This window comes from Opitutia bacterium ISCC 52, assembly GCA_014529675.2.
In the GTDB taxonomy this organism is placed as follows: domain Bacteria; phylum Verrucomicrobiota; class Verrucomicrobiia; order Opitutales; family UBA2995; genus UBA2995.
The window spans coordinates 466,231-481,582 of sequence record CP076040.1; the positions used below are offsets into that span (position 1 = coordinate 466,231).

The following is a 15,352-nucleotide window of genomic DNA, read 5'->3' on the forward strand; positions in this document are numbered from 1 at the left end:
AAAAAAAGACCGGCCGAAGCCGGTCTTTTGAAATAATCAAAGATAAGGAGCGCTTTACTTCTTCTTACGAGCTCTTTTCTTGGCAGCTTTCTTGGCAGCTTTTTTAGGAGCAGCCTTTTTCTTTGCAGCCTTCTTAGCAGCTTTCTTCTTTGGTTTAGCAGCAGCTTTCTTTTTAGGAGCGGCTTTTTTCTTAGCAGCTTTCTTGGCAGCCTTTTTAGGAGCAGCTTTCTTTTTAGCGGCAGCCTTTTTCTTTGGCTTAGCAGCAGCTTTCTTTTTAGGAGCGGCTCTTTTCTTAGCAGCTTTCTTAGCAGCTTTCTTAGCAGCTTTCTTGGCAGCCTTTTTAGGAGCAGCTTTCTTTTTAGCGGCAGCCTTTTTCTTTGGCTTAGCAGCAGCTTTCTTTTTAGGAGCGGCTCTTTTCTTAGCAGCTTTCTTGGCAGCCTTTTTAGGAGCAGCTTTCTTTTTAGCGGCAGCCTTTTTCTTTGGCTTAGCAGCAGCTTTCTTTTTAGGAGCGGCTCTTTTCTTAGCAGCTTTCTTGGCAGCCTTTTTAGGAGCAGCTTTCTTTTTAGCGGCAGCCTTTTTCTTTGGCTTAGCAGCAGCTTTCTTTTTAGGAGCGGCTCTTTTCTTAGCAGCTTTCTTGGCAGCCTTTTTAGGAGCAGCTTTCTTTTTAGCGGCAGCCTTTTTCTTTGGCTTAGCAGCAGCTTTCTTTTTAGGAGCGGCTCTTTTCTTAGCAGCTTTCTTGGCAGCCTTTTTAGGAGCAGCTTTCTTTTTAGCGGCAGCCTTTTTCTTTGGCTTAGCAGCAGCTTTCTTTTTAGGAGCGGCTCTTTTCTTAGCAGCTTTCTTGGCAGCCTTTTTAGGAGCAGCTTTCTTTTTAGCGGCAGCCTTTTTCTTTGGCTTAGCAGCAGCTTTCTTTTTAGGAGCGGCTCTTTTCTTAGCAGCTTTCTTGGCAGCCTTTTTAGGAGCAGCCTTCTTTTTAGCGGCAGCCTTTTTCTTTGGCTTAGCAGCAGCTTTCTTTTTAGGAGCGGCCTTTTTCTTAGCAGCTTTCTTAGCAGCCTTCTTTACAGCCTTTTTCTTGGCTTTTTTAGCAGGTGCTTTTCTTGCAGCTTTTTTGGCAGCTGGTTTTTTGGCAGGTTTTTTGGCAGCCTTTTTGGCGGCCTTCTTAACTACCTTCTTCTTGGTTGCTTTTTTAGCAGCTTTTTTTGGAGGCATAGTTTTAATCGATTATTGGTAACGCTTCGTGTTGATTTATACCTAGGTATTTATCCCAACGAAAAGAGGGCGCTTTGTCGGAACGATGCCGTCGATTCTTTTTAAAAAAGAAAAGGCGGTGGTTACGAGTTCAGCTGATGCCAACTTGTCTATGGAAAGTGGATGAGTCTTTGTAGCTTGAAAGTGGGAGTGACTTGATTCTTCAAGTGCATTCAAAGTGTGCGCTTTTTTTTCATTCAATACCTTCATTGAATGATGCGTTAACTGCTGGTTGATAGGTCCAGCAAAACGCCAAAGAAAACTATGATTAAAGCGCGTCAATTTGTTGGGTTTTGGATGATGTTGGGGGATAGTCCGGGATTTATAAAAGCTTGGGGTAAGTTTCTTAATGTAAGCTTATTTAGAATGCAAGAGAAAGATGTCTTTTAAGCATGTCGTTGTTTTAAGTGTTTTTTCTTTGGTGAACACTTGATGGATGAATGAATTATAATGTACCCAACAAGCAGGTACGTAGAAGTGTTTTATTTCTTCTGCTGTCTTTCGACTAGAGTAATTCTATGAGCTCTTGAAGACTGTCTAAGACTTTGGTCGATCTTTCGCGCAAGCGTTTTTCTGAATGATGGCCTTTTGAGATGAGTAGGTAATGAATGCCCATCTTTAATGCGACTTCTCTGTCGTGAAGCGTGTCTCCTATGAATAGGACATGTTCTTTGTCTATGTGGGTTTTTTCCAACCAGGTGTCTCCCAGGTGTGCCTTCCCATCGGCATAGTGATGGTCAAGGCCAAGTATTGTTTTGAAAAAGGATGTCAGCTGATGTTCATCCAGTGTTTTTCTTAGAGCATCAGATTGGGTAGCTGATAGAACACATTGCGGAATATTTCTTTCTCTGAAAAAAGTTAACGCTTCCAGAGCTCCTGGTTGTAGCGGTAAATCTTTTCGTGATTGGATGTATTCAGAGATAAACTCATTGCTTAAGGTTTCAAAAGGATGCTCTTCGAGATCAAAACCAATTCTGCGATAGTATTCAATGACAGGGAAATCAAATAGCTTACGATAATCCTCAAGGCTGATTAAAGGCATCGATCGCCTTCTTCGGATGCCGTTCATAATATCGACACAGCGTTGCCCATCATCTACGAGCGTGCCGTTCCAATCCCAGATAATATGCTTAATGTTGTTTGGTATCATGGGAGGTCTTATGAGTGTAAGTGTGTGAATACAAAGTCCACACAACTCCAGCCATCATGAATGCACTAGCAAGGTAAAAACTTGTTTGAGGGATTTCTGCAAAATAGAAATAGCCCAGGATGCCGGCGTAGACAAACTGCATCTGACTGACTATGGCAACGAACTGACTTCTATACCAATGCATTGCTAAGTTGAGGAGAGAGTGACCAAACACGGTTGGAACTAACCCTAGTAAGAAAATATAAAACCATTCTACAGCTGGCGGAGCAGGGGGAATACCTACTCTGAGTAAACCGGTGAAAATACAAATGAGTCCTGCAACGGTATAGAGAGGTACTAAGTATAACCATATGGAAGGAATGTGTCGGTACTTCCTTGCAAGAATGAGGTACCATGAAAGAACCAGCATGGATAACAAGCAAACAAGGTCACCTGCTAGTATGGTGGAGCTTACATGGTAATCTACGTAAGCAAGGATGACTACACCCAAGCATGTTATGAATGTGCCAATCCATTCTCCTCTGTTGAGTGCTTCTTTTAAAAGAAACAGACTGAAGAAAGGCATAGCTGCCGGAATCAAGTTTGCAATGAGAGTGGAATTCGCACTGGTGGTCCAACGCGCTCCAATCGTCCATGTGATAAAGTGCAAAGCGAGAAGAAGCGCAGGTAGACCCGATATCCGGAGGCTTTGTCTTAGCTTAAAATCGGGATTCCGTTTTTGATCCCTGATATAAATGGGAAGTAGAAGGAGAGCTGCAATTAACAGGCGACCTCCCGCTACATATTCAGCGGGTAGTTGACTCGCTTTAGTCATCACCACTGAGGTCCCTGCACAAAAGACACCCAGTGAAAGTATGAGGAATCGCAAAACCATCAATCAATTAGTGATGAAACAAATGAGTCGAGGATTTGCGTAAATGCCAACGGTTTCTCAAAGCAACAAGCATGACCTGCATCTATGATAGATGCGTGTTGTGCATTTGGAAGTTGTGTCTCCATTTTGCCCGCAATGGTTTTAAATTTTTCATCCCTATCTCCAGTAACCAGCAAAGTGGGTTGATGAAGCTTGGCCAATTGATCCCATGCTGATGGCATGCTTCCAGTTCCGAGAGAAGAAAGTGATAGTGCAAGCGCGATGCTATTATTCGATTCCCGCGTCCTCCGCATATCTGAACGGTAGGGTTCGGGTATCTGTGATTGAAATCGGATGATATCCTGCTTGAACCATTGTTTTAAAAAGTCTTCCAGAGATTGCTCCTTCAGCATGGCCGCTTGTGCGAAATCTTTTTGTATACGAGCCTTACGCTCATTTGCATTCGCTATACCCGGTGTTGCGCCAACTAGTACGAGGCCTGCCAAATGATCAGCGTGCTGAAGCGCATACTGTAGCGCTATGCGTCCGCCCATGGAATAGCCCAATAAAACACAAACGGCGTCTTTTGATTCAGTTACGATTAGTTCATCCAATGCCTGGATGCAGCTTTCCCAGCTATAGTCACTTGCCGGGCTTTGGGAATAGTCCGGCAAGTTGGGAGCAATTATCGTGGGGTGATCTGCGTAATGGTCCCTTACGATCTTGAAGTCTTTTCCATGTCCCAGGAAGCCATGGAGACAGATAACTTTTGGAAGTGATTGCTTTCCTTCCCATCGCTCAATGTCCCCTACATGCATAAGTATAAAATCAAAAGGTTATTTGAAGGAGTTCAGAGACGTTACTTCGGAGATTTCAGGTGAAGCGCTACGGCCACCCGGTTTAGTTACGGATACACCGGCTACCTCGTTTGCCCAAACCAGTGAAGTTTGAAAAGATCTTCCTTTGGCAAGTGCAAGAGCGCAAGCACCATGAAAAATATCTCCTGCAGCCGTGGTATCAATTGCATTTACTGATGGGGCTTTGATGTGTCCGGCGGTGCCGTTTTTATCCTGCCAATGCACCCCATGCTCTCCGCAAGTTACAGCAGCACAGGACGCTTTCTCTGTCAGGCATTCTAGCCAGTCTTTTGAATCCTCTGACTGAGACAGATCTCGCGCGAATGATGAAGAGGCTACCAGGTGAGATACTATGGATGACAGTTCCAAAGTTTCATCCCTGAGGGATCCAGCGTCAAGAAGGGTGGGGGTACTGTCGGATTGCTTTAATACATCCATGGAAGCATCGAACTCATGCCCGTCTACCAATATGCAGTGCGGGGTAATAGCGTATGTTGTGTTCGGAAGATCGGAAGGATCAGGTTTGAAGTTAACAACCGCGCGCTGGCCTTTTTGATTGACCCAGATGCTTGATGTCGGAGTTGGTGTATTCGTAATCAAAATACGGCTTGTATCTACGCCTGCTTGTTTCAGCTCTTCCAGGTGCGCTTGTCCGAGGGCGTCGTTGCCTAATCGACTTGCCAAGGCTGCCTGACCTCCCAGCTTGGCTATAGTGTAGGCAGCGTTCGCGGCTGGACCTCCTCCCTCGCTGGTTAGCGACTTGGCAAAGATCTTCTTGTCCGGACCTGGATGGTCCGTGATGTGAAAATTGAGATCCCAGCAAGCATAGCCAATGCACAGCACGTCCACTTGATTCATGGAGTCAAGTTGGCGTTTGGGGTAGAGACTGTCAAAGACTGAAGGGAGTCCATTTTAATGTTAAGATGAATCAACACATAGGTTAACATTAGGATTGCCAAATGAAATGAAAGTCACTTCATCTCACCGGTTTTATGAAATCCGAATTAGTTATAAAATATATTTTGCTAATGCTCGTGGGGCCCATCCTATGCTCATATGGGCAAGAGGATGAGAGTTACCAATTGTATGAACTCGATACCGTAGAGACTGTTTCCCAGCGCATTGCTTTGGAAGACTCTCTTGCGACTTTCTCCATGCCGGTTTCTGCCTTGAAGTATGAACCCTTGGTGGATGTGCAGTCTCGTAATTCCGTAGAGAGTCAAGGTGATGTAACCATCCGGGGTGGTATTTTTGAAAACACCGGGTTCATGCTGGGAAGTGCAACTCTCTTTGATCCACAGACAGGACACTACTACGCGGAAATTCCGGTATCGCCGCACATGCTTTCAAGGGCAAACGTTTTAACCGGAAGTGCGAATGCCTTCTCCGGGTTCAACTCAAGTGTAGGTAGCATTAACTATCAATGGAGTGCTATTCGCCCGCATCAGGAGCTTGCTTTGGGTGTCGGTGAAGATGGTTATTGGTATGGAAGCGCTTATGGTGCGCATGTAGAGCAGGCAGAGGATGGATCGACCTGGGGTATCGATACCGAGGTGTCTCATTCGGAGTCGGAAGGGCCCATCGAAAACGGAGATCATGACTTTGATCGTTTGAGTATACGCTTTCAAAGAATCGAAGGGAGTTCGCAGAGCGATGTGTTCTTTGGTTATCAGGATAAATTTTTTGGGTGGCCGAATATGTATACTCCTTTCGGCGTTGCTGAGACGGAGGATATTCAAACAAGCCTATTCTTTTTAAACCATCGTGTGGATCACGGAGATATCTTTTGGCAGGCCAGTGCTTATTACCGAAAGAATAAAGACGATTACGAATTCGATCGTACTCGTCCTGGAGTCTTCAATCCCTTCGAACATACGACTGAAGTGTACGACATCGCTTTTGAAGGTGGCTGGACTTGGGAGCAATGGAACCTGCTCACCAAAGTCGAGTGGTTGCAGGATGAGATTGAATCGACTTCCTTAACCTTTGGAGCCTTCAATAGTCGTAGCTACTTAAAAGGAAGTGTCCTGGTTGATACCGAATGGGACGACAGGGATGGAAATCAATGGCGGCTCGCTGGAGGTTTATCCTATGACGACAATAATCGTGGCGGTAGCAAAGTATTGCCCATGGCAAGACTCGATGTATCGGGACTCCCTGGTCTTGGAGACAACTCGCAGCTTTACATCGATGTTTCACGAGCCTCACAAGTGGCGGGATACACCGCGATTGCTGGAAACCCAAATGGAGGCCTGTTTCGTGGTAATCCCAGCCTGGGGCGTGAAACGGCCACCAACTATGAACTCGGTTACCTTACCCAGTCCGATCATTTCAACTTTCAGGCTGCGGTATTCAAACGTGAAGATGATGAACTGGTCGATTGGACATTTGCCTATGATATTTTTGGTCGAACCGCAAACCATGTGGATATTGATACCACGGGAGTAGAGTTATTGGCCTCTTACGATTTTGATAAAGGCCGCGTTGTGGTGGGTTATACCTCCTTATCTAAAGACGAGGACTATGGCGTCGCCAATGTAGATGCTAGTTTCTACGCTCTTAATTTTGCCCGACACCGTGCAACTCTGGCTTTTATTTATGAACTGGCCTCAGGAATAGAACTTCGATCCGACAACGTATTTCGCATTCAGCAAGATAATTTGCTTCGGACGGAAGGCACCTCAGACGATGCGGTACTTTCATCGTTGGGACTCTATTATTTTCCAAAATCCATAGAAGGATTGGAGCTTGGTCTTGCTGTGGTAAATCTCTGGGACAGTGACTTCGAAGAGATTCCTTCAGTTCCTGCAGCTCCCAGACAAATCTCCTTGAACGCAGCCTACCGCTGGTAAACTTTTCATTTGGTGAGAGGAGCTTTTTCAGCTCCATACTAGAAACCAAAAGGCCCCTGTTAACGCAGGGGCCTTTCGGTTTAAAATGAAAAAATAGATCGAATGATTACATCGGTTTTCCAATTACTAGGAACACAGCAATCACAACCAAAATGATCGGCAGTTCGTTAAACCAGCGCAGTGCTTTGGATGACCAAGAAAGTGAACCTTTCTCAGCTTTTTTGACTAAGCCAAGTGTCATGTGATTGTAACCGATCAAAATGACCACTAGGAGAAGCTTGGCATGCAGCCAGCCTTGCCCTGAAAAATAGCCCATGGATATCGCGATCCACAAACCGGTGATCCAGGCAATGACCATCATGATGTTGCCAAACATGAATAATTTGCGGGCCATGATGAACAGGCGATCTACGCTTTGATTCGCTGCGCGGCCTTCCACAATGTGGACGAGTATGCGAGGGAGATAGAAGATGCTGACCATCCATGCCATGACCATGACTAGGTGGAAAACTTTTAACCAGATGTAGAGTTGTGGATTCATAAGCTTGTGAATTGTTTAGCCTCTTATTGGAGAAAAGGCGGCCGAGTGTCGACCGCCTTTTCGAAAGTAGCGGTTGATATTATTTAGGTCGGATACAGATACTAGATGTCGAGCTTAACGACCGATGGGAGCGGGCGCGCACAATTGTGCGTAACCAATCCAAGAAGGAGGCATACTCGGCATCTAGTTTCTAACAATGCATTCATCCGTTAGCCGGCCCAGATCAGATTTTGCCAATCACGCCACCATAGATCGCATGCTTACCAAGCTCTTCTTCAATGCGAAGGAGTTGGTTGTACTTAGCGATCCGGTCACTGCGAGATAGGGAACCGGTTTTGATCTGGCCCGCATTGGTTGCAACCGCGATGTCGGCGATAGTCGCATCTTCAGTTTCACCTGAACGGTGGGAAATTACGGCTGTGTATTTATTTTCGTTCGCCATTTCCACTGCGTCGAACGTTTCAGTTAAGGTACCAATCTGGTTTACCTTCACGAGGATGGAGTTGGCTACACCCATATCGATTCCTTTCTTGAGGAACGAGGTGTTGGTTACGAACAAGTCGTCGCCTACGAGCTGAGTATCGTGACCCATTTCTTCGGTCATGTGTTTCCAACCAGTCCAGTCGTTTTCGTCACAACCGTCTTCAATCGAGAGAATCGGGTAACGTGACTGCATGTCCTTCAGGAAAGCGACCATCTGCTTGTAGTTCTTTTTAGAACCGTCGGACTTGGAGAATACGTAGCGTTTGGTTTTGCTGTTGTAGAATTCAGAGGAAGCAACGTCCAACGCGATGAAGATGTCTTTACCGAGTTTGTAGCCTGCCTTTTTAACCGCGAGGGCTATCACTTCCAAGGCTGCTTCATTGGATTCGATATTAGGTGCGAACCCACCTTCATCTCCAACGGCTGTCGAAAGGTTTTTGCCTTTTAACACACCCTTCAAGGCGTGAAAGATTTCGGCACCCGCCCGCAATGCTTCATTAAACGATGTGGCAGAGCGTGGAATGATCATGAACTCCTGGATGTCGATTGGTGCATCTGAGTGAGATCCACCGTTCATGATATTCATCATAGGAACAGGAAGCACTTTTGCGTTGGTGCCACCGAGGTAGCGGTAAAGCGGTAGATCGAGGGCTTGAGCCGCTGCTTTGGCGGTCGCCATGGATACGCCAAGCATGGCATTCGCACCCAATTTCTTTTTGGTAGCTGTTCCATCCAGGTCAAGCATCGCCTGGTCAACACCGACTTGATCCACCGCATCGTGACCGACGAGCTGGGGTGCGATTTTCTTGTGCACATTGCTGACAGCTTTAACCACACCTTTACCCAAATAGCGTTTCTTGCCATTGAGACCCTTGGGCAGTTGGTTGGCTGGAACGCCTCCGTCACGCAATTCGAGAGCTTCGTTCACACCTGTGCTGGCTCCAGAAGGAACAGCGGCGCGTCCGATAACACCGCATTCAAGGTGTACGTCTACTTCAACGGTTGGATTTCCGCGCGAATCCATAATTTCGCGCGCTTTGATGTCTGTAATTGTGGTCATAATCCTTTGTCTTGGTTCGAAAATTAAAAGGGGGCAGTTTTGTGGTGAAGGCAAAGGTGTCAATGGCATAGCTTGAGCTTCAGCCGTTTCATTATCCTTGGATTAGGCGTTATTGAGGGAATCTCCGAGCGAGGGGAATTTCTTTGCAACCATTCGCCTCATGTATTCGTATCCCTATTAGTAACTCTCCAATCGTCTTCTATGAAACTTAGATTCTTCCTCTCACGCCTTTCCTGGCCTGCGTTTTGCCTCATCATGCTTCTACAGCGCTCTCCTCTGGTCCGTTATCTGGTCCAGCTTGAGAATTCTCTCATGCCGCGGGTTCAACATATTTGGACTGTGGCGGTAGGTGCCTTCACGGTTGGCGCTTACAATTCAGTGACAGGAGCGTCGGGCGATTTGCAGTTTCGAGGTAATTTTAATGACACTACTGTTTTGGCTGGGGAAGAGCTACGTTTGGTTATTGAGGTTGATGGGTCGGGGAACAACCCGGAGGATTGGCGAATGACAGATCCGCTACCCGAAGGTGTAGCCTGGAATTGGATTAGAAATGCTGCAACGGCTACGATTGCTGGAACTCCGACTGAATCTGGGAGTTGGAATGTAACCGTTCGTGCTTGGCAGCGCGATCCCATGCAGGGTGCCGAAGGTACTCCTTTAAGTTTTACAATAACCGTAGATCCTTTGATTACTCAGCAACCGGTTGCTCAGGAAGTTAATTTTGGAAGTAGCCCTCAACTATCTGTGACTCTTGGTAACCCAGCCGGTGCCAGCTACCAGTGGCAGAAAGAAGATTCTGAAAACTCCGGCACCTATATTGATCTCGATGGGGAAAACGGTCCTTCCCTTTCAATTGAAAGTGCTACTTTGAATGATACGGGACTTTACCGTGTGGTGATAACCAAAGGAGAATATCAGGAGACCAGTGATCCGGCTATGATCACAGTAGGTTCCTCCATTCAGACCCAACCCGCCGGCGTAGCAGCCGATTGGAGTGGGAACGCGGAGTTGTCTGTTGTGATGGTGAGTCCTGAGGGCGTAACTTACCAATGGCAAAAGCAAAACGCGGACGACCTGGAAGTCTTTGACGATATTCCCGGGCAAACGGGAGCTACATTAAGCCTGCCTGTAGTTACCTTGGCTGATGCTGGAAATTACCGGGTGGTGACGACTAGTGGCGAAAATGTAGAGCTTAGCGAGATCGCTGCCTTAGCTATCAATGCATCCCCACTCCAATTATGGCAGGATACTTTCTTCGAGGATCCGTTCAGCGAGGATGCTGCTCTGGATAAAGATCTGGACGATGATGGCCTCATCAACGCTGTGGAATTTACTTTTGGTCTTGATCCCAATGCGATGCAGAAGGAAGCCCTTGTTAGAACGACCCAAGAAACCATTGAAGGCGTCATTCACGCCGTATATAGTTTTCCGGCACTTTCGGGAGGTTCGACTACGACCGTCGTATTGGAGTCGAATACTACTCCTGATGCTGCAGGGTGGACGACCCTCGTAAGCGGAGTAGATGGCGTAATCATTGAGTCCACTGCGGAAGCTTATGTGGTTAAGTTACCGGCGGATCCACGGCAGTTTAATCGTCTACGAATTATCGAAAACGAGATCTAGTCGCTATCAAATAGGTTTCTACGTCTGATTTACAGCGTTTGAGGCTTCGGCCGACTCAATTTAAATGGCATAGGGGAATCACCTAAAAGATTGCTTTTTACTTTGCATAGGGTTTATCGATTTAGGTCTACTTTTACCCAGATCTGTTTCTGGATACTGTATCCAGGCTGCTACTACCCACACCTTTTAGATGTTTTCCCGACTGTTATATCAAGTACTTCGAGCACGCGCTCGACTTGCCTGGACGGGGATGGCTTTGATGCTCTTGTTACAGCGGACTCCTATTCAGTGGGTATTGGCTGAACTGCGTTTCACAATGGGTCCCCGCATGATCCAGATCTTCAAATGGTTAGCTAGTGTGGGGACGGTTTCGACATTTTACAATACGGTCACGGGAGCGACGGGTGAATTGTCTATCTCTCCCGATCCTGGCTCGACTAGTGGAATTGAGAATGAATACATGGTTTTCGCCATTCAACCTTACAGAGCGCAAATACTTACTTATCAGTTGGAGGGTGTAATCCCATCTGGTCTGACAGTTGGACTAGCACAGGGTATCGTTTCAATTTCAGGGTTCCCAAATGTTTCCGGAAACTTCCCTGTTAAATTGTCGGTTTTATCGTGGGAAAATAATCCTGATTACACACCAGGATCTATCTTCAAAGATTTTGTCATCACTTTGACTCCCGAGCCACCGGAAATTACCGAAGCTCCACAAAGTATACAGGTGCCTCTTGGAGGAACGGCCGAATTGACCGTCGAAGTCGATGACCCTGAGAACACCACCTATCAATGGCAGCGGAATGTGGGATCCAACTTAAACCAGTTCTCCAATTTATCAGGAGAGACAGAAGCGGTTTATCGCGTGGAAAATGCTACCCCAGCTGTGAATGGGGCTTATCGTGTGCAAGTGCGTAAGAATGGATTAACTGAGACAAGTCCCTCTGTATTCCTGACTGTCAGTCAGGAGGAGAATTTTGATTCCTGGCAGTTCGAAAAATTTGGTGAGGAAGCAAGCAGCGAGGACGCCCAGCCTGAGTCAAATCCGGACAAAGATGCCTTCGTCAATGCGTTTGAGTTTCTCTTTGATCTGGATCCTCAAATGCCGGATTCGGTTCAATCTCCCATCCTGTCAAGAGAGGTCATTCAGGGAACCGATTATGTGGTCTTTACGTTTCCTGCACTTATCGACTTCCCGAATTTAGACTATTCCTTTGAGCGAACCGATGACCTTCAAAATGGCCCTTGGATTCAGCTACTCCATACTCTGGATGGTGTGCTGATTGAGACCGATGAAAACGGCACTGTGTTGAAGCTTCCGAGCGAAGAAGCAGCCTTCATTCGCATGAAAGTGGATACGGACTAAGCTGCTTAAGTAGCTTCCAGTCTTTTCGTGCCTTAATGCTCCTTATTAGAGTATTGTATAGATACCTGTGTTTTCGACGACTGCCGTTGAGGAAAAAGCGCAAATAAATACAGTAAGGTAACGATAAATATTATGACCGCTTAGTACCATATATATGGATACGAATGGTCGTTGAGGCAATGTGTGTTTGATTTTTAGATGAGAGGATTAACGATGTGGAAGCGTAAACATCCAACCGTTTTAGTTGCAGGAGCTGGTCCTATCGGGATGACAGCAGCAATCAGTTTACTCCGGCAGGGTAAAACCCCTTTGTTTGGAGAGTCGTCGCAGATTCTGCCGCATGGCGGCTAGAGAGAGTTGTGTTCCCATGTTTGAAATACCCTTCGTTCTGCGAAAGGTTGCAGCTTTATTTCCAAAATATTCGAATTCAGCTGAAAATCCTTTGTTGGTCGTTGATTTTGGTTTCGCTACTCGTGAGAGTTTAGCTCCGATTCGGAACCTTAAATATCTGCAACCAAGCCACCTATGCCTGATCAATCATCCAAAGACCCACTGCACGGGATGACCTTGGAGAAAATTATAAAAAACCTGGTCGAATACTATGGCTGGGAAGAGCTGGGCAAGCAGGTGAGGATTGATTGCTTCAACTTTGATCCTTCTTTGAGTTCGAGCCTGAAATTTCTCAGGCGTACGCCTTGGGCTCGGGAAAAAGTGGAACAGCTTTATATACGTACGCTAAAGCGGGAGCAGTCAGATTAATCCAGCGCTTTTGATGCTGAAGACCGCCTTGCCTTCTTTGCGAGAGGCTTCCAGGTCAACTTCGAAAACAAGTTCCCAGTCATTGAACTCCTCTGAATCAACCAGCGTTTGTCTCACCACCCAATGGTTTCGGTCATCCGGTGATTCATCGATGCGGGTGTTCTCTTTCGAACGCGCTGCTGGATCAAGGCGTATCCATTGTCGGGTTTCGTAAAACGGAGCTATGACTTTTTCCAGCTCCATGTCTGGATACTTAACCGCTGCTGGATCTTCGAACAGGGCGTCTATGGAATATTGATCGGCTAGATCTTCATACTGTTTGCTGGCGAGCATACGGACGCAGGCAAAGATCTCATTGCGCACCAGCCGTGTGAATTCATCTTTGGACCTCGTAATATCAATGGGGCCATCGGTATCGGGAAGCTCTTGCAATTCGGCTGACTGATACTCCGGGTTCCGCATTTTCTCCCACTCATCGAGTAGGCTTGAATCCACCTGTCTTAGGAGATGTTCAAAGTAGGTGATCGCTTCATTAACTGCTTCGGTCTTGTACTCGGGAGGCACCGTGTATTCCAATATGCGGTACACCTGTGAAAGGTGCCTAAGCAACAATCCTTCCGACCGTGCCAGGCCATACAGTTTGATGTAATCGGAAAAGCTGCTGAATCGCTCGAACATTTCCCGCGCAATCGACTTGGGGCGAATATTCTCCTGTTCCACCCAAGGGTGTGCTGCGGCAAATTCATTGAAAGTGTCGTAGATGAAGTCGGCATCTGGTTTGGGATGTTCCACTTCTTCGAGGCGTTCCATCCGTTCTTCATACTCGACCCCCGCCGCTTTCATTTCGGCCACCAAGTCATCTTTCGCTTTATCGATCTGTCGTATGAGGAGCGCTTTGGGGTTTTCCAGAATGGCTTCAACCAGACTGATGACTTGTAAGGGGTACTCCAGCGCCTCCTGATCGAGAAGGGCCAAGGTATCTACGCAGTAAAGAGCCAGGGTTTGATTCAGGGAAAACTCGTCCTGCAGGTCGACATTGACTCGCAGCTTTTGTGCGGCTCCTTGCTCGGGATTGATTTCAATGATCTTGCGATCGACCAAAGCACGAAAGAGTTGGAATCCTTTTTTGCGAAGGGCCTTTTTTCCTGATTCTGGATGGTGACAATCGCGGAGGAGTTGACGCATGGCTCCACAGCCATCGCCTTCACGTCCCAACACATTGAGCAGCATCCCATGGGAGATGTTGAAACTGGAAGTCAGTGGCTCGGGGTCTGCGTTCTGAAGTTTTTCAAAAGTCTGTTCATCCCAAGGAACATACCCTCGGGCAGGTGGTTTGGATTTTACCAGTTTGCGGCGTTTTTTCGGATCGTCTTCGGCTTTAGCCTCCTTGCGTTTATTCTCAATCACATGTTGAGGAGCCAGCGCATAAACATAGCCATGGTCATCGAAACCTTTTCGACCAGCTCGGCCACAGATCTGATGAAAGTCCCGGGCGGACAGGATAGCTGTCTTTTCACCGTTGTATTTGCACAGCTGAGTAAGCAGTACCGTTCTTATCGGCACATTAACGCCCACTCCCAGCGTATCAGTTCCGCAGATTAGCTTCATCAATCCCAGTTGCGAAAGCTTCTCCACCAGCACCCGGTATTTCGGGAGTAAGCCCGCATGGTGCAGGCCGATGCCGCTATGAAATAGCTTGCGCATTACTTTGCCAAAAGGACTGCTGAATTTCACGTCCTTCAACTCCTCTTTTATCCGGGCTTTTTCTTCCTTCGTACAGACGTTGAGGCTCAGTAGGTTTTGAGCGGTTTCTGCTGCAGCCCGTTGAGTGAAGTTTACGATGTAGACCGGTAGTTTATTTTCGGCCTGTAGTTTTTCTAGCGTCTCTACGAGCGGAATTTCATAATATGAAAAGTCCAGAGGAACGGGTCGCTCACGGCTCGTCACCGTCACGCACTCGACCTCGGTATGCTTCTCTAATTCGGAACTGAAAAACCGGGTGTCTCCCAAGGTAGCAGACATCAGAAGGAAACGGCAGTGGGGTAGAGTCAATAATGGCACTTGCCAGGCCACGCCCCGCTCCCGATCGGAGTAGTAGTGAAACTCATCCATGATCACGTCGTCCACACGCCCGGAGTCTCCATCGCGCAATGCGATGTTAGCCAGGATCTCCGCGGTGCAGCAAAGGATCGGAGCACCCTGGTTCACGCTGGCATCTCCGGTCATCATACCGACATTCTCCGGACCAAAGTCTTTGCACAGAGCGAGAAACTTTTCGTTGACCAGTGCCTTAATCGGGCAGGTGTAAATTGACTTTCGGTTCATGGAGGCCGAAAAGAAATGCATGGCGGCCGCCACTAGCGATTTACCCGATCCGGTTGGGGTATTAAGAATCAGATTCTTGCTTTCAAAGATTTCCAGAATCGCTTCTTCCTGTGCCGGGTACAATTCGATCCCTTTGGCACTCACGTAATCGAGGAAGTGCTCCATCAATACATTCGGATCTTTCGATTCGAAGGTTGGCTGGAGCGGGAAATCCATCATCGATCCACCTGACTCACTT

General features: G+C 47.1%; 12 protein-coding genes. 4 read left to right on the forward strand and 8 right to left on the reverse strand.

Annotated features, from left to right (window positions below; translation table 11 throughout):
- Positions 1 to 54: 54 nt before the first annotated feature.
- The 5 genes from GA003_02005 to GA003_02025 all read right to left on the reverse strand — a co-directional run bounded on the left by GA003_02005 (position 55) and on the right by GA003_02025 (position 4,963).
- Positions 55 to 1,206, reverse strand: a complete 1,152-nt coding sequence (locus GA003_02005; GenBank protein QXD28773.1) for a hypothetical protein — start codon at positions 1,204 to 1,206, stop codon at positions 55 to 57.
- 544 nt (positions 1,207 to 1,750) lie between these two features.
- Positions 1,751 to 2,395, reverse strand: a complete 645-nt coding sequence (locus GA003_02010) for an HAD family hydrolase (GenBank protein ID QXD28774.1) — start codon at positions 2,393 to 2,395, stop codon at positions 1,751 to 1,753.
- The gene (locus GA003_02015) at positions 2,376 to 3,269 is read right to left on the reverse strand and encodes a DMT family transporter (GenBank protein ID QXD28775.1); all 894 of its coding nucleotides are present in this window, start codon (positions 3,267 to 3,269) and stop codon (positions 2,376 to 2,378) included. The genes GA003_02010 and GA003_02015 overlap by 20 nt, the downstream gene beginning before the upstream one ends.
- Positions 3,269 to 4,066 (reverse strand): 2-succinyl-6-hydroxy-2,4-cyclohexadiene-1-carboxylate synthase, encoded by a 798-nt coding sequence (gene menH, locus GA003_02020; protein QXD28776.1) that lies wholly within the window; start codon positions 4,064 to 4,066, stop codon positions 3,269 to 3,271. Before menH ends, GA003_02015 begins: the two co-directional genes overlap by 1 nt.
- An 18-nt stretch (positions 4,067 to 4,084) precedes the next feature.
- The gene (locus GA003_02025) at positions 4,085 to 4,963 is read right to left on the reverse strand and encodes a carbohydrate kinase (protein ID QXD28777.1); all 879 of its coding nucleotides are present in this window, start codon (positions 4,961 to 4,963) and stop codon (positions 4,085 to 4,087) included.
- A gap of 134 nt (positions 4,964 to 5,097) precedes the next feature.
- Between GA003_02025 and GA003_02030 the strand changes: the two genes are divergently transcribed.
- Entirely contained in the window at positions 5,098 to 6,957 is a 1,860-nt protein-coding gene (locus tag GA003_02030; protein ID QXD28778.1) for a TonB-dependent receptor, read from the forward strand.
- A gap of 106 nt (positions 6,958 to 7,063) precedes the next feature.
- Here GA003_02030 and GA003_02035 read toward each other — a convergent pair whose 3' ends face one another.
- Both GA003_02035 and eno read right to left on the reverse strand, forming a co-directional pair.
- The gene (locus tag GA003_02035; protein ID QXD28779.1) at positions 7,064 to 7,498 is read right to left on the reverse strand and encodes a CopD family protein; all 435 of its coding nucleotides are present in this window, start codon (positions 7,496 to 7,498) and stop codon (positions 7,064 to 7,066) included.
- A 223-nt stretch (positions 7,499 to 7,721) separates the two neighbouring features.
- On the reverse strand, positions 7,722 to 9,041 hold the full coding sequence (eno, locus tag GA003_02040) for a phosphopyruvate hydratase (GenBank protein ID QXD28780.1): 1,320 nt from the start codon (positions 9,039 to 9,041) through the stop codon (positions 7,722 to 7,724).
- A gap of 201 nt (positions 9,042 to 9,242) precedes the next feature.
- On the opposite strand from eno, the gene GA003_02045 reads away from it, so the two are divergent.
- The 3 genes from GA003_02045 (at position 9,243) to GA003_02055 (ending at position 12,789) form a co-directional block, all read left to right on the forward strand.
- On the forward strand, positions 9,243 to 10,664 hold the full coding sequence (locus GA003_02045) for an immunoglobulin domain-containing protein (GenBank protein QXD28781.1): 1,422 nt from the start codon (positions 9,243 to 9,245) through the stop codon (positions 10,662 to 10,664).
- Between the two features lie 190 nt (positions 10,665 to 10,854).
- Positions 10,855 to 12,030: an immunoglobulin domain-containing protein gene (locus tag GA003_02050; GenBank protein QXD28782.1), complete on the forward strand. Its 1,176-nt coding sequence runs from the start codon at positions 10,855 to 10,857 to the stop codon at positions 12,028 to 12,030.
- A gap of 525 nt (positions 12,031 to 12,555) precedes the next feature.
- Positions 12,556 to 12,789: a VF530 family protein gene (locus GA003_02055; GenBank protein QXD28783.1), complete on the forward strand. Its 234-nt coding sequence runs from the start codon at positions 12,556 to 12,558 to the stop codon at positions 12,787 to 12,789.
- Here the strand turns inward: GA003_02055 and GA003_02060 are convergent.
- Positions 12,781 to 15,330, reverse strand: coding sequence for a DUF3516 domain-containing protein (locus tag GA003_02060; protein ID QXD30319.1), 2,550 nt, complete (start codon positions 15,328 to 15,330; stop codon positions 12,781 to 12,783). The genes GA003_02055 and GA003_02060 overlap by 9 nt on opposite strands.
- Positions 15,331 to 15,352: the final 22 nt, after the last annotated feature.

What these genes read in the sequence shown, in the direction of transcription:
- GA003_02050 (QXD28782.1), top strand. Translation starts at nt 10,855, where the DNA reads ATGTTTTCCCGACTGTTATATCAAGTACTTCGAGCACGCGCTCGACTT.
- GA003_02010 (QXD28774.1), bottom strand. Translation starts at nt 2,395, where the DNA reads ATGATACCAAACAACATTAAGCATATTATCTGGGATTGGAACGGCACG.
- GA003_02025 (QXD28777.1), bottom strand. Translation starts at nt 4,963, where the DNA reads ATGAATCAAGTGGACGTGCTGTGCATTGGCTATGCTTGCTGGGATCTC.
- menH (QXD28776.1), bottom strand. Translation starts at nt 4,066, where the DNA reads ATGCATGTAGGGGACATTGAGCGATGGGAAGGAAAGCAATCACTTCCA.
- GA003_02060 (QXD30319.1), bottom strand. Translation starts at nt 15,330, where the DNA reads ATGGATTTCCCGCTCCAGCCAACCTTCGAATCGAAAGATCCGAATGTA.
- GA003_02045 (QXD28781.1), top strand. Translation starts at nt 9,243, where the DNA reads ATGAAACTTAGATTCTTCCTCTCACGCCTTTCCTGGCCTGCGTTTTGC.
- GA003_02035 (QXD28779.1), bottom strand. Translation starts at nt 7,498, where the DNA reads ATGAATCCACAACTCTACATCTGGTTAAAAGTTTTCCACCTAGTCATG.
- GA003_02055 (QXD28783.1), top strand. Translation starts at nt 12,556, where the DNA reads ATGCCTGATCAATCATCCAAAGACCCACTGCACGGGATGACCTTGGAG.
- eno (QXD28780.1), bottom strand. Translation starts at nt 9,041, where the DNA reads ATGACCACAATTACAGACATCAAAGCGCGCGAAATTATGGATTCGCGC.
- GA003_02030 (QXD28778.1), top strand. Translation starts at nt 5,098, where the DNA reads ATGAAATCCGAATTAGTTATAAAATATATTTTGCTAATGCTCGTGGGG.
- GA003_02005 (QXD28773.1), bottom strand. Translation starts at nt 1,206, where the DNA reads ATGCCTCCAAAAAAAGCTGCTAAAAAAGCAACCAAGAAGAAGGTAGTT.
- GA003_02015 (QXD28775.1), bottom strand. Translation starts at nt 3,269, where the DNA reads ATGGTTTTGCGATTCCTCATACTTTCACTGGGTGTCTTTTGTGCAGGG.